Source organism: Aeromonas sp. R4-2 (assembly GCF_040908295.1).
Classification (GTDB): Bacteria; Pseudomonadota; Gammaproteobacteria; order Enterobacterales; family Aeromonadaceae; genus Aeromonas; species Aeromonas veronii.
Genome location: NZ_JBFODL010000013.1, coordinates 72722 through 87021 on the forward strand (window position 1 = coordinate 72722; position 14300 = coordinate 87021).

14 protein-coding genes are annotated in these 14300 nt (G+C 57.6%); all 14 read right to left on the bottom strand.

What is annotated here, in order from left to right; all coding sequences use genetic code 11:
- Positions 1–81: 81 nt before the first annotated feature.
- The 14 genes from AB5Y99_RS10105 to mshE all read right to left on the bottom strand — a co-directional run bounded on the left by AB5Y99_RS10105 (position 82) and on the right by mshE (position 14292).
- Positions 82–669, bottom strand: coding sequence for a nucleoside triphosphate pyrophosphatase (locus AB5Y99_RS10105; RefSeq protein ID WP_005340055.1), 588 nt, complete (start codon positions 667–669; stop codon positions 82–84).
- A gap of 2 nt (positions 670–671) precedes the next feature.
- Complete coding sequence (gene mreD, locus AB5Y99_RS10110) at positions 672–1157, bottom strand: rod shape-determining protein MreD (RefSeq protein WP_005340054.1); 486 nt, start codon at positions 1155–1157, stop codon at positions 672–674.
- Entirely contained in the window at positions 1157–2047 is an 891-nt protein-coding gene (gene mreC, locus AB5Y99_RS10115) for a rod shape-determining protein MreC (RefSeq protein ID WP_005340053.1), read from the bottom strand. Before mreC ends, mreD begins: the two co-directional genes overlap by 1 nt.
- A 42-nt stretch (positions 2048–2089) precedes the next feature.
- Entirely contained in the window at positions 2090–3130 is a 1041-nt protein-coding gene (locus AB5Y99_RS10120) for a rod shape-determining protein (protein ID WP_005340051.1), read from the bottom strand.
- 204 nt (positions 3131–3334) lie between these two features.
- The gene (locus AB5Y99_RS10125; RefSeq protein WP_368209635.1) at positions 3335–7090 is read right to left on the bottom strand and encodes a DUF6701 domain-containing protein; all 3756 of its coding nucleotides are present in this window, start codon (positions 7088–7090) and stop codon (positions 3335–3337) included.
- On the bottom strand, positions 7090–7515 hold the full coding sequence (locus tag AB5Y99_RS10130) for an MSHA biogenesis protein MshP (protein ID WP_103422546.1): 426 nt from the start codon (positions 7513–7515) through the stop codon (positions 7090–7092). The genes AB5Y99_RS10125 and AB5Y99_RS10130 overlap by 1 nt, the downstream gene beginning before the upstream one ends.
- Positions 7516–7552: 37 nt before the next feature.
- Complete coding sequence (locus AB5Y99_RS10135; RefSeq protein WP_368209637.1) at positions 7553–8482, bottom strand: PilW family protein; 930 nt, start codon at positions 8480–8482, stop codon at positions 7553–7555.
- Positions 8482–9042, bottom strand: a complete 561-nt coding sequence (locus tag AB5Y99_RS10140; protein WP_206875943.1) for a prepilin-type N-terminal cleavage/methylation domain-containing protein — start codon at positions 9040–9042, stop codon at positions 8482–8484. Before AB5Y99_RS10140 ends, AB5Y99_RS10135 begins: the two co-directional genes overlap by 1 nt.
- A complete protein-coding gene (locus tag AB5Y99_RS10145) occupies positions 9029–9523 on the bottom strand; it encodes a prepilin-type N-terminal cleavage/methylation domain-containing protein (protein ID WP_368209639.1) in 495 nt (164 codons plus the stop codon). The genes AB5Y99_RS10140 and AB5Y99_RS10145 overlap by 14 nt, the downstream gene beginning before the upstream one ends.
- Positions 9524–9582: 59 nt before the next feature.
- The gene (locus AB5Y99_RS10150) at positions 9583–10056 is read right to left on the bottom strand and encodes a prepilin-type N-terminal cleavage/methylation domain-containing protein (RefSeq protein ID WP_100654690.1); all 474 of its coding nucleotides are present in this window, start codon (positions 10054–10056) and stop codon (positions 9583–9585) included.
- A 14-nt stretch (positions 10057–10070) separates the two neighbouring features.
- Positions 10071–10742: a prepilin-type N-terminal cleavage/methylation domain-containing protein gene (locus AB5Y99_RS10155; RefSeq protein ID WP_123173923.1), complete on the bottom strand. Its 672-nt coding sequence runs from the start codon at positions 10740–10742 to the stop codon at positions 10071–10073.
- A 77-nt stretch (positions 10743–10819) separates the two neighbouring features.
- A complete protein-coding gene (locus AB5Y99_RS10160) occupies positions 10820–11281 on the bottom strand; it encodes a hypothetical protein (protein ID WP_368209640.1) in 462 nt (153 codons plus the stop codon).
- 77 nt (positions 11282–11358) lie between these two features.
- Positions 11359–12579 carry a type II secretion system F family protein gene (locus AB5Y99_RS10165; RefSeq protein WP_111900319.1) on the bottom strand — a complete coding sequence of 407 codons (1221 nt, stop codon included), beginning with the start codon at positions 12577–12579 and terminating at the stop codon, positions 11359–11361.
- Positions 12580–12582: 3 nt separating this feature from the next.
- A complete protein-coding gene (gene mshE, locus AB5Y99_RS10170) occupies positions 12583–14292 on the bottom strand; it encodes an MSHA fimbrial ATPase MshE (protein WP_064341307.1) in 1710 nt (569 codons plus the stop codon).
- Positions 14293–14300: the final 8 nt, after the last annotated feature.

Sequence of the window (14300 nt, forward strand, 5' to 3'; positions counted from 1 at the left end):
GTTCCAGTTTTGAATTCTATAGAGCCAATCCGGTACAACGCGCGCAAGGGAGAAACGCAGCAGAGCACAGCTGACGGGAAATTATTTGAGCTGTTCCAGATGATGCTTGATCAGCAAGTCTGTCTCCAGCAGGGGCAGGCCGACCACGGCGCTATAGCTCCCTTCGATGCGGCTGACAAACTTGCCGGCAATACCCTGAATGCCATAAGCCCCGGCCTTGTCACAGGGCTCACCGGTCTGCCAGTAGGCCTCGATCTCGGCCTCGTCCAGCTTGCGAAACGCCACGTTGGTGGTGACCAGACGCACGTCACAACGATCCTTGCTGGCCAGCGCCACCGCCGTCATCACCTGATGCACCTTGCCGGAGAGGGACTCCAGCATATCTTTGGCATCAAGCAGATCGGACGGTTTCTCCAGTACCCGGTCGCCCAGCACCACTATGGTGTCGGCACCCAGCACCGGCAACGCCGTCGGCGCACACGCCACGCCCGCCATCGCCTTGTCACGGGCGAGACGGCAGACGTAATCCTGCGCCTTTTCACCCTCTTCCCGCTGCTCGGGCACATCCAGTTTCAGCACCTCGAAGCGGTAACCAATCTGGGTCAGCAGTTCACGGCGACGGGGAGAAGCCGAGGCGAGATAGAGTTGTGGTTCGTTGTTTTTGTTCATATTTACCTGATATTGAAGCGGCGCCGCACCTTGCGCAGCACCAGAAACACCCAGGGCCATATTAGCATCGTCGTCAACGTCGACCAAAAGTAGGAGAAGTTGAGACTGGCCTGGCTGAACAGATGCTCGGCCCAGAATACCGTCATTTTACCCACCAGCGAGAGGCCACCGATGATCAGTGCCTGCTGCCAGAGGGAGAAGTTGCGGATCTTCTGGAACTGGAAGGCCGCCAGATAGGTGGTAATGGCCATCGCCATCGCCCGCACGCCGAGGGTGCTGCCAAGCAGCACATCCAGCAGCAGGCCCGCCACCCAGGCGGTGCCGACGTTGGTCCGATGCGGCAAAGCCAGTGCCCAGTAGATGAGCACCATGGCCAGCCAGTCCGGGCGGAAGGGGTCAAATTCGAAAGGAAGCGGCAGGATCGACAGGCTCAAGGCCAGCAAGATCGAGATCCAGATCCAGATCCTGCCGCTGGCGGGTTCTAGCATTAGCGGGTGGCTCCTGCGGCGGACGCAGCGGGAGCCGCCCGTTCGCCATCCTCATCATGTACTTCAGGCTTCTTGTCGGTCCACAGCAGCAGCAGATAACGCAGTCTGTCCAGCTCCACCAGCGGCTTGGCCTCGACCTGAGCGAAGGGCTTGCCCTCCACATACTCGGAGCGAGTCACAGTCGCCACCGGATAACCTTCCGGGAAACGGCCACCCAGACCCGAGGTGACCAGCAGGTCACCGACCTGAATATCGGTATTGCGCGGCAGGTTGCGCAGCTCAAGCTTGTCGAGCTCGCCACTGCCGGAGGCAATGGCGCGCAAGTCGTTGCGCAGCACCCGCACCGGAATACCGTGGCTGGAGTCGGTGATCAGCAGCACGCGACTGGTGGTGGAGCCCACGTGGAGCACCTGACCAATCACACCCTGATCGTTGATCACCGCCTGACCGTTGTAGACGCCATCCAGCGCCCCCTTGTTGATCAGCACCTGATGGCTGAAGGGGTCGGAATCCACCGACAGCAGCTCGGCCACCATTTTGCGGGACTCCTTGTGCACCGGCGAGCCGAGCAGCTCACGCAGCCGCTGGTTCTCGTGCTCCAGCTGATCCATTTTGAGCAGACGGGCACGTAGGGTAAACAGCTGTTGCTCCTGCTGTTTGGTCTGCTCGATGAGATCGGCGCGGGTCTGCACCTGGGTCGACATGGTGTCGAGCAGGGTACCGGGCGCATTGGCCATGTATTGCAGGGGACTGACTAACGAACTGAGGTAGACGCGGACATGGGTAAACACACCGAAGCGGGAATCCGCGACGATGGCAGCGATGGAGATGATGACGGCGAGAAACAACCGTAACTGAAGCGAAGGGCCTCTACCAAAAATGGGTTTCATGGGTCGTCAAAAAAGAGCCGGCACGCTGGCCGGCTTTGGGTCTTATTCGTAGTGGAACAGATCGCCACCGTGCATATCGATCAGCTCCAGCGCCTTGCCGCCGCCACGGGCCACACAGGTGAGGGGATCTTCGGCCACGACGACAGGAATGCCGGTCTCTTCCATCAGCAGACGGTCGATATCTTTCAGCAGTGCGCCACCACCGGTCAGCACCATGCCGCGCTCGGAGATGTCGGAAGCCAGTTCCGGCGGAGACTGCTCCAGCGCCACCATGACGGCAGCCACGATACCGGACAGCGGCTCTTGCAGCGCTTCCAGGATTTCGTTGGAGTTGAGAGTGAAGCTGCGCGGTACACCTTCAGCCAGGTTGCGGCCACGGACTTCAATCTCGCGCACCTCTTCGCCCGGATAGGCGGAGCCGATCTCGTGCTTGATGCGCTCGGCAGTCGCTTCACCGATCAGGCTGCCGTAGTTGCGACGGACGTAGCTGATGATCGCTTCGTCAAACTTGTCGCCACCGATACGGACTGACTGGGAGTAAACCACACCGTTCAGAGAGATGATGGCCACTTCAGTGGTACCACCACCGATATCAACCACCATGGAACCGGTCGCTTCGGATACCGGCAGGCCGGCGCCGATGGCAGCAGCCATAGGCTCGTCGATCAGGTAGACCTCACGGGCACCGGCGCCCAGTGCGGACTCCTTGATGGCGCGACGCTCAACCTGGGTTGAACCGCACGGTACACACACCAGCACACGCGGGCTGGGGCGGAAATAGTTGTTGTCGTGAACCTGTTTGATGAAGTGCTGCAGCATCTTCTCGGTCACGTAGAAATCGGCGATCACGCCGTCTTTCATCGGGCGGATTGCGGAAATGTTGCCCGGGGTACGGCCCAGCATCTGCTTGGCGGCATGACCGACAGCAGCGACCGATTTGGCGTTCCCGCGCTCTTGGCGAATGGCGACAACTGAGGGTTCGTTAAGGACGATCCCTTGATCTTTTACATAGATCAGGGTGTTGGCAGTTCCCAAATCGATCGACAGATCGTTGGAAAAGACGCCTCTGAGCTTTTTGAACATGGCTACGGGAAATCCTAAGAATTTGGAGGTGCAGAAAACCGGCTAACTTTACCAATGCCCACCCCAATGGGCAAGCGCTCAAACTGTCGCCAATCAATCAGGCGCGACAAAAATGCGAGTCATCACTCACTCGCACACGCTTGCAAACACTAATAAACAAGGATTTAGGGGGATGCTGTTGAGCCAGCCCCCCTTTCACATCATTCAATGCAATACTTCGCGCCGATAAATAATTCTGTCATTACCCCGGCTGGAGCCGAAAATGGCCTCACCTTGCAGGTTGCCGTCATTGGCACTCGTTGGGTCAGACAACCAGAGTGGCGATGATGGCTGTTTTGCCAATTCGACCTTGTAGGGGATGCGCACCGAGATGTCCGGCTTGGCAAAGTGGAACAGGATCTCCCCTTCTTTCGCCAGTGCAGCATCCCCACCCGGTGCAGAACTACCCAACCCCAGCTTGATCTTGCGACCCGCCCCCAAATTCAGCTCGCGAGTCGCCGCATCAAAGGTGTGACTCGGATTGAGGAAAGTGAACCCCTGATTGGCCAAAGAGAGCTGGGTACATTGATCTTCCTTGTTTTGCAGCCAGTTGCCCCCTTCGTAATATTGCATCTGCAGTGGAATGGCCAGCGGCGCCGAGGCAAGACCCGCCGCCGTGCCAGCCAGCAGGCGGCCATAATAAGCCGTCATGGTGTTATTCACCCGCGTAGGAATCGTCAACTGCTTGGCATTGCAGTTAACCCCTTTGGTACAACCATTCTTGATGCCAGGATTCAGGTCAGCGTCAGCCATGAAAGTGACTGAGGGTGACTCCTCATCAAGCACTTGCAGGCCAAAACGCAGTAACTTAAAGGGCTCTTCGGGAGTAGTCAGGCCGGGATCGCGCTCAGAAAGCCGGGCAAAGCGGCTCTGGCTGTCAATATTGGCTTCGCCTGATGCCCAGCTGGCCATCATGCTCCCCACTCGATCTGTGCGATCAATCCCATCATGATTATTGCCTGCCACCAGATAGAGCCGCCCCTTCGCGAACTCGCCACCATAGTTTTTGGTCACCCCGGCACTCTTGTTACGAGCCTGTACCGTCATCTTGACCCCGAATGGCTGACTCATATAGCTGAACTGCCCGCAAGCAGGAGTAAGCACCCCGCTCAGCAAATTGAAATCCCAAGGGACAAAACGTCCCACCGGCAGGCTGCTGGCGGGAGGGATGGTATAGCCGAAATAGCCCGTAGATACAGTGCTTCCTTCTGGCTGCTTTGCCGCCGGTGGCGTCGCCGTCATTCGGAACACTCCCACCTCGCTCACGGTCTGGCTAACGTTATTGGCACTGTTGGCCGCAGCCACATGGCTATAGGCGGTAGTACCCAGCGTTGCATTGGTGCCCGGATTGGGTGCCACCAGCGTACTGCCCAGAGCAATATTGGGCAGGGCAAAGTTGGGCGTAGTCTGATTCCCTACGCAGATATCCCCATCATTGGCCGACTCCCAGGCCATCGCCTTGATATCCACCTGGAATGTTTCCCCTGCTTTTTTGAAGACCGGACAGCTGCTATCACCAGCCGCGCAGACCCCTTGCGGGGGCGTGATGCACAGGCCGACCGGACGTGCCACAAACTGATCGGCGCCTAGCATCACCAGACCGGCTTCACTGCCAGTACCATCATAGCGGGCATCCAGTTGCACCTTGCCCGCATCCGGATAATTAACCGTGATGGTCGACTGCCCCTGATCATTAAATGCGAGGGAGAGCGGTGTTGCAGCCCCCTGACTGGCACCAATCGCACTGCTATTGACGCTCATCTGGCTGTTATAGGGGTTACCGGTGGGGGAGATATAGCTGCTCCAGAACTTGACGCTCTTGGTCTGACTGGCAAACCCCGGCACACACAGCTTGGTCACATCGCTCTTTTTGATCGCCTTGATAGTCACCGTCTGCGGCTGGTTGGAATAAGTATCAGGCACATCGAAGAAGAAGCCGCTATCGGCAAAGTTCAGGGTACAGGCTGCCGCACTGGGCGTACCGGCCCCGGCCTTGCACAAGGTGGTACTGAATGGCTTGGTCGTCGGAGTCGAGCCGGAAACGCCGATAGTAACTGCAGTCGTCGTGTTATTACGCAACTGCACCTTGGTCGAACCGCCGCTAAAGGTCACCGTATTGCCACCAATCCAACCATTGCTGGCAGAAGTAGGGGTAAGACTCAGGGTCGCAGTAACCGGGTCTGTGATAAGCGTGTTACAAGCGGCATCGGCGCACGCCTTGACCGTCACCGTCTCGGGGTTGCAGGTCAGTGGCTGACCGGAGTGATCAAGTTGGAAATGATCAATCTGCACCCCGATCGGGTTGGAGCGCAGGGCGCAGATCTGGATATCATCCAGCTCATGGTTATTGTTGGCACCTCCGGTTGACCCTGTAAGCGACAGCAAAAAATCTGCAGGAACCTGCTCCTGCCCAGCGGTTGCCATCGCATCGAATGGCGCAACCAGGGTACTAAATACGGAGCCAGTGTTTCTATCCAGCGAGACCATTGAGCGGCCAGCCACACGTGAATCAATCCTTAACCGATAGAGATGGCCGGGCTGGGCCGAAGAAGTACCACGTACATCGACTCGGGGGCTAATATTGGCCGTCGTCCCCGCCAAATAGCGATAACTGGAACCAACCCCTCCTCTTATAGCAATGGCCTGCGCACGAGCACCGGGGCCACCCACTTTACCCTCATTGGGATTGGAGAAGTTTCCATATTCATCAAGCCCGACACCAAGCCAGCCACCTGCAAAACCGGGAGTACCGTTGTCACGCTGCGCATATCCCAATGCGCCACCAAAACTGCCGGGTTGAGGTGTAACGGTCGCATCGGAAAGAATCACCGCCAAGCCATCCCCTCCTGTTCCGGTTTGAGGTGACCAAGCGTAATAGCGGAAAGTAACTTCAACCAAGTTGTTAGCTGCGGGAAATAAACGCTGATAAGTCGCTGAGGTAGCCTGGTTACCACTCGCTTCAGTCATCCGTAATCGGCCGCTGATAATCTTCGGATCAAAAGTACCAGAAGTCCGTTTGACAACCCACTTGTCACTCAACACAGTTCCAGGAAAATTATCTGAAAAACACCCAAGTATGGGAGTGAATGTCTGATCATTGATTACCGAATTATCCGTCATATTAAGACTGCGGCTTGTCGTACGGCCACGAATAATGGCTGAATTGTTAAGCGTCAAATTTTGATCGGAGTACACGTAACCATTTATTTGACTCCCACCATTCAGAGTAATCCCACCATAACCAAATAACAGTAGAGAACCCTCACCAGAGGCGTTCAATATGGCATCATTCAGCTCAAGAGTATTTTTGACAAAAATACGAACTTCACCCTGGATCTGAATTTCTGTCCCCTGATTCATCGTTAATGATTCAATCCAGTAATCACCAGATGAAAAAATCACTTTGGCACCATTGTTCAATGCCAGCGACTTGATCCGATATTCTGTAGCTGCACTGGAGAAACTTAACGAACAGCTGGTATTCAATGCGATGGAATTAAATTGGTTTGAGGTTGCACTCCCGACATTCAACTGCTGCCCAGCTTGGCACTGTGTAAAATTCCCACTTGAACCACTACTTGAGAAAAAGATATTGCCGCCGGTAATAGATAATCCACGAATTGTATTTCGTGTAATAGTACACAAGCGGCGAGAGCCATCTGCGTTGTCACACGCGTCCAACGGCATCCCGGAGCCCTGGGTTGAGGCACAATAATTGAGTGCAGCCCCTGCAGTACCGTTCACCTTGGCGGAGCCATACATTGTCAACGCAGGATTACCAAGGGAATTGCAATTAACATTGGTGTCCCCACGATGACCCTGAGTTACCGCAGGGAAATAGGTTGCAGTATCAATCACCTGAAACGCCCCTGCTGTACCACTAAATAGCCACACGGCTGCGACGATCCATAAATTGCGCATCAGGGAGTTCCTCCATCATAAGCTTCGACCATCAGGGTTCGGCTCACGGCAAAATCCGGGTTGGCACTGTTAAGGTCGGAGCTGCCACAGGTGCCGACACTCTCGAGACGATAGCCATTGGTCACAGATCCGTTGTAGGTCACCGGCACCGTGGCGCAACGAACCACAGCCTGACAGTTGGTCAGCCCTGGATTGCTGGCAAAGCTCAGTGGGCTGCTTGCCAGGCAGACCGCAGGTGGGTTCGGTTGGGCAAGCGTGCGCTTGGGGAACAACCGATAGAGTGCTACTTCCAGCCCGCTCTGGGCGGCCAGCAGGGCACGCACGCTGCGCACCTCCACCGTATTTTTCTCGCCGCTATCGACCAGAAAACGGCCCATGGCAGCCGCCAGCAGTGCCATCACCACAATCACAAACAGGGCGATCATCAAGGCACTGCCTCGCATCCGTCCGAAAGCCTGTGGATCAGGGCACATTGAACACCTCTATCTTGTGGTTGAAGGTGACCGACTCCCCCTTGCGCTCGAACACAAAGCGCATACCAAACTCCCCTTCGGCGTTAAACGCCGAGGTTTCCCGATAGAAGGTGCCAATAAGAAGGGAATCCGCCATCAACACGCCCTGTGCAGGTAAGGATGCTCCAATGGGGGCTGTGGCACGGGTCAGCGTGTTTCCTTCCACACAGTAGCGAACCTGCTGGTTGGCAAAGTAGACCCGGCTGCCGGGAGAGAGGCCAGTCAGACTCTCGGCACTGGTATAGCGGATAGTTTGCGCTCCGGATACGGGCGTCAGCACATCCGTGACCTTGGCTACGCAGCGGCCATAATCACAGCCTGCAGTAAGCGAACCGACACTTTTGTCCGGCACGGGGAATACAATCAGCTGATCGTCTTTTTTAACGGCGGTGGCATCCACATCCAGCGGATTGGCAGCAGAAGCCGGGGTCGCCATCACCAGCTCAAGGGTGGCCGTGCTCCCCGACATGGCGCGGTTAAGCGCCAAATAGCGGCTGGAGGTGCTGATGGGCCAGAACCGCAAACAGGCGCCGGTGTCGACCCATGTCCCGCCAGTCGTCTCGATCCGCTCCGATCCCGGCACCGCATCGCGCAGTTCGCGGTTAAGCCGCTCCATGGCGAAGCGGGCATCGCTCATCAGCTGCTCACGGCTGCTGGCATCGCCATAAATCTGGGTACCGATACCGATAAACTGGCTGGTAAAGGTCGCCATTATCCCGAGCAGCAGGATGACCATCACCAGCTCGACCAGGGTAAAGCCACGGTTACCCCGAGGTTTGCGGTAGGTTCGATTGGCCACCAGGCGTAATCTGGCGCCGGAGTTGGCTAGGGGCGCTGATATTCTGGTAGAGAGGCAACCCCCGACAGCAGAGCGATCCATCAGTAGTTCCCCCGGTAGAAGGAGAAGTCGAGCACGCTCTGATCCGGTAGCTTGATCTGCAGATCAATACGCTTACCCACAGAGCAGGGTGCGGCACAACTCTTGAAGGTGCCGTCGCTGAAATCGGCTCCGCTCACCGCAATTTTCACCTGATAGTTGCGATACTCCTCACCGCCGACTCCCGCTGCAGTCTGGGTCAGGGTGTTGGCATCCACCCAGCTACCTGCGGTATCGAAATCATCCACATCGTTATAGGCATAGGATGCGGGCTCACCATCAGGGCCATAACTGGTGGAGCAGGGAGAAATGGTCACCCCTGCCACCTGCTCACCACAACGATAACGACCACCGTTATGATCCGAATGTTCATCAAACGACTTTTGCAAGATCTCGCCGGAGAGGCGCTGGGCCAGCTGGGCGGCCCGCACCTGCTGCACCGGATCCACCGCCTGCGGCGCCTGATTGATAAGCAACCCCAATATGCCGGTCAAGGCCACTGCCAGCAGCACAATGCCAACGATCAGCTCAATCAGGGTGAAACCGCGCTTAAGGGATCTCATGAATAAACCCCTCTGACTCAATCTTGATGCGGCTGGTTTCGCGGCCATCACTCACCAGCAATATACAACCGGTGGCGCAGCTGCCTAGCGGTCTGCCCATCTGATCGAAGCGCAGCACGAAGCGGTTGTTGTTATCTAGGGAGATGGAGATACCGGCAGAGGGCGTAACCAGTCGACCACGAGTCTCCAACTGGGGAGTCCAGCCACTATTGGTATCCAGACCATCGCTGGCGGGACACGCCGCATAAGTACGGTGGGCAAAACGGGGAGAGGCCACCACCAGCTGGGTACAACGATTGGCTGGCTCATGCATATTGACGGTCTGTACCAGCCGCAGCCGGGTCAGCAGCTCGTCACGCACGGTTTGAGTTTCAAAGCCGCCTTTGCCCAGCCATTTCGGCACGGCAAAGGCGGCCAGAATCCCGAGTAACAGGATCACCAGTACCAGTTCAATCAGGGTAAAGCCCTTGGTTGCAGGCATGGAGGTTCTCATCAGGGAAAAGAGAAAGCGAGGCCGAAGCCTCGCTTTAACATTATGGATTATGGGGTTACAACACATGCATTGGTTGCGTCGAATTTACCCAATTCCGCTTTAGCGGGTGTAGTAGAGGTGGCTTGAGTGTAAAGAACACAATCAGACTTTTCTTTCGCATCGTTTGGTGCAAAACGGAATGTGGAAGAAGAAGCTGACACGCCTTTCCAGGAACCATCAATAGTCACAGCTTGTTCAATACCGTCTGCAGATGCCTTGGGATAACCATACACAACTTGAATAGTGGTGCCATCAGAGCTCGATACAGCACCGGAAGAGGCTGTTTCCAACCCTTCCAACGCGGCTTTGCTGTATACCAGTTGAGAAGAGCTCTGCACGGCGGCCAATACGCCGCTAGCTGCTGCCGTTTTTGCATCATCCTGCAGATTCAGGAACTTGGGTGCAGCGGTAACCGCCAGAATACCCAGAATGATGATCACGATAACCAGTTCGATCAGGGTAAAACCCGCCTGTTTTTTCATTTCACTTTCCTCTGTTAATTAATATTTGTGGTCACCTGACCGGACGCCGGGCGGTAACTGAAACTCATAAATGCATCAGTCTTGCCTTGCGGATCCTGATACTTGCCATCACTACCCTTACTCAAACTATTGACCAAATAGTAACGGCAGACCGAATCCAGTCCATTACTGCTCACTGTGGCATAGTATTTCAGGTCATTCCCGCTACCGCGCACTTCATTGAAGCTGGCCGTAGCCTTGGGCGGGTTTTGCAGTAACCCCTCCCAAATATTGAGACAACGTTCGGCGGTCAGATTAGCCGGATCCACATCGGGATTACCGCTTGCAACGGTATCCATCGGATAGCCGGGCGACAGCTCGCCATTGCTGATCTGGGTCTCGGTCGGAGTGGTCAGATAGAAGCGACTACCGTCATAGAGCACAGTATTGAGGCTGTCCTGTTTGGCGCGACCTTCCGCCTCCCATTGCGCCCGCACCAGTGAAACGCCGGTAGCAAAACCGCCAGAGACCCCTTCCACGCTGGCCTTTTTCGCTTCGTCAGTCACATCGAGAAAGCGCGGCAGTGCAGTCACCGCCAGGATCCCCAGGATCACGATAACGATCACCAGCTCAATGAGGGAAAAGCCGGCAGACCGTCTTCTCATCCCGTTTTCCGGCATTGTTGGTGCCATTGGTTTCATTGTCATGCTCCCTCCGTAATGCCCCGCATTATTTCATGCAGGCCCAAAAAAATCATGTAGTTGGGTCATATGATTAGTTTCATTCAAGGCTTTTTCGTCACCCGCCCGTCAGAAAACTGATAAACCAGCCAATAACCATCCCACCCCATCTCGCAACCACTGCCATCGGGGCGGGCCAGAACCTGCAGGGGAGGCACGCCCCCCTTCGTCTCCCCCATCAGTGCCAGCCACAACTGACGGCAATTTTCCGAAGGAGATTGCAGCGGCACCAGCCCCAGGGGCCAGCCTCGGGCATCAAACTGCCACCCCTTGCCGGCGACATGCAGTGTCTGCGGGCGCCGCTCATCGAGCCAAATGCCGTGCAAACGCTGTGCCCGCTCGGCAAATTGCTCCCCCAGCAAAGTGAGGGTGAGCTGCTGCACCTCTTCCCGGTGGCCCTGATAGCTGCGCACCAGGGTCGCCACGATCACCATCAGCAGGATGATCACGGCGATCCGCCTATATCCGGTCAGCCAGCGATCATCCTGCTGCGTCTGTCTGTTCATCCAGCCCTCGACTCCACCGCTCACTTGCCTCTTACGGCTCGCATCATGTCCCACCATTCAAGCGTGAAGATGCCGAGTTACTTGCCGCGAACTGCGCGCATCATGTCCCACATGGGGGTGAAGATACCCAGCGCTAGGATCAACACCATTACTGCCACGATCCCGATCAGGATCGGCTCGATCCGAGCGGTGAGACTCTTGAGGTCATAATCCACCTCCCGCTCGTAATACTCGGCCGCTTCGTGTAGCAGGTCATCGACCTGACCTGTCTCCTCCCCCACGGCGATCATCTGCATCACCAGCGGGGTGAACAGGCCGCTGCTACTGGCAGTGCGAAGCAGGCTCTCGCCCCGCTCGATACCGGCGCGCATATCCCGTACCCGCCCCGCCATCCAGGCGTTATCCACCGCATCGGCCACCAGGGTCAGCGCCGTGTTCAGCGGCACCCCTGCCTTGAGCATCATGGAAAAACTACGGGCAAAACGGGCCAGCAGGGAGCGCTCTATGATGGTGCCGACGATCGGCAACTTGAGCTGCCAGCGGTGCCAGGTCAGCTTGCCCTTGGTGGTGGCGACCCAGCGACGCCAACCGAACACCATCCCCGCCAGAATGGCGAGCAGCAGCCACCAATAGTTGACAAAAAAGTGCGAGGTGGCGAGCAGAATGCGGGTAGCCAGCGGCAACTCCACCCCGAATTTGGCGAACATGCCGGCAAACACCGGGATCACCATGATATTGAGGATCACCATGGCGATACCGATGGCGATCATCACGAAGCTGGGGTAGCGCATGGCGGTCTTGATCCGCTTGCGGGTCTCCAGCTCTAGCTCGAAATAGTTCGCGAGCTGCAAAAAGGACTCTTCCAGCTGACCTGTGTTCTCACCCACATGGATGATGGCGACAAACAGGCTGCTGAATACCTTGGGGTGCGCCTGCATCGAGCTCGACAGCGGACGACCGTTGCCGAGATCTTCCCCCAGCGAGTGAAGCGCCCGCTTGAGCGGCTTGCTGTGAGTGCTCTCCTCCAGCCCGGCGATGGCGCGCAGGATCGGGATCCCGGCCCGGGTCAGGGCATACATCTGGCGGCTGAAGATCACCAGCTCATCCAGCTTGACGCCCCCTTCCAGCAGCAGTGACCAGTCGATGGCAGCGGATTTGGCCTTGCCCGGTTTGAGCTCGGTCGGCATCACGCCACGGCGCATCAGCTGTTCGGCGGCCGCCATCTCGTTGGCAGCTTCGACCACGCCACTGGTGGCGTTGCCCTGGCTGTCACGTCCCTTGTAGGCAAAGTTAGCCATCGCTTACCCCAAATCCTCGGCCAGTCGCAGCACCTCATCCACCGAGGTGATCCCCTGACGGGCATAATCGAGGGCAGTGAGGGCAAGCGGCCGGTAGTGTTCATGTTGACGGGCCGCCTTGGCGAACCCTTCCGCATCGTTGCGGCGCAGGGCATCCATCATCGGCTGATCCAGCTCCAGCAGCTCGTAGACCCCGATCCGGCCGGAATAACCGGTAAAGTTGCAGCTCTGGCAACCCCGGCCCTTGTGATAGATGTGCTGGCCGGGCGCCTCGCCGGAGAGCACAGTGAGCCAGGTGGCCTGCCCTTCATCCGGCGCCTTCTCCTCGACGCAGTGCTCACATACCCGCCGCACCAGCCGCTGGGCGACCACCGCCCGCAGGGCGCTCGCCACCAGATAGCCGGGCGCCCCCATGTCGATGAGGCGCAAGGCACTGGTCACCGCATCGTTGGTGTGCAGGGTGGTCAGCACCAGGTGACCGGTGATGGCGCCACGCAAGCCGATCTCCACCGTCTCGTTGTCCCGCATCTCCCCCACCAGCAGGATGTCCGGATCCTGACGCAGGGTGGAGCGCAGCACGTTGGAGAAGGTGAGGCCGATCTTGGGGTTGACCTGCACCTGATTGACGCGGGAGAGACGATATTCCACCGGGTCTTCTACCGTGATGATCTTGTTGCTGGACTGGTTGAGCTCGGAGAGGGCGCCATAGAGGGTGGTGGTCTTGCCGCTACCGGTCGGGCCGGTCACCAGAATCATCCCGTGCGGGCGTTTGAGCTGGCGACGGAAACGGGTCAGGATCTCCGGCGGCATCCCGGTCTCGGTCAACGACAGGATGCCGGAGGATTGATCCAGCAGACGCATCACCACAGACTCGCCATACTGCACCGGCATGGTGGACATCCGCACATCCACATCGCGACCGCGCACCTTCATGTTGAAACGGCCATCCTGCGGCAAGCGCTTCTCGGAGATATCGAGCCCCGCCACCAGCTTGAGGCGTAGCACCAGCGCCTGGGCGATGCGCACCTCGTTGAGGATGTTCTCGTGGAGGATACCGTCGATCCGCTGGCGAATGCGCAGCACCTTCTCGTCCGGCTCGATGTGGATATCCGACGCCCCCACCTGAACCGCATCCTCGAACAGGGAGCGCAGCAGCTTGGCCACCGTCGCCTCCCCCTCGTCGTTGGCCCCTAGGTTACTGGAGCCCAGCTCAAAGCCGGAGTCCTGATACTCCTCCTGCAACTGTTCGGCGAAACTCTCAATCTCGCGGGTACGGCGATAGAGGCGGTCGAAATACTCCAGCAGCTGCCCTTCCCGCGCCACCGCCAGCACCATGATGCGCGGGCTGAGCAGGGCGGCGATGGCATCCAGTGCGCTCAGATCCGCCGGATCCGACATGGCCACCGTCACCTTGTCGTCGGTGAGGTTGACCGCCAGTGCCCGATAGCGACGCGCCTGCACTTCGGGCAGCAGCGGCACCGCGGCGGCGTCGATGGTGAGGTTGTTGAGATCGAAGAAGGGCACATCCAGCTGGCGGGCGAGAAACTGCAACAGCTGCACCTCACTGATAAAGCCGAGGTCGATGAGGGTGGTGCCCAGCTTGCGGCCGGTCTGACGCTGCTGCTGCAGGGCAAGCTGCAGCTGATCATCAGAGATGATCTGCTCTTGTACCAGCAGGTCGCCGAGGCGCATTTTCAGTCTGGGTTGTGCCATGTTTGCTC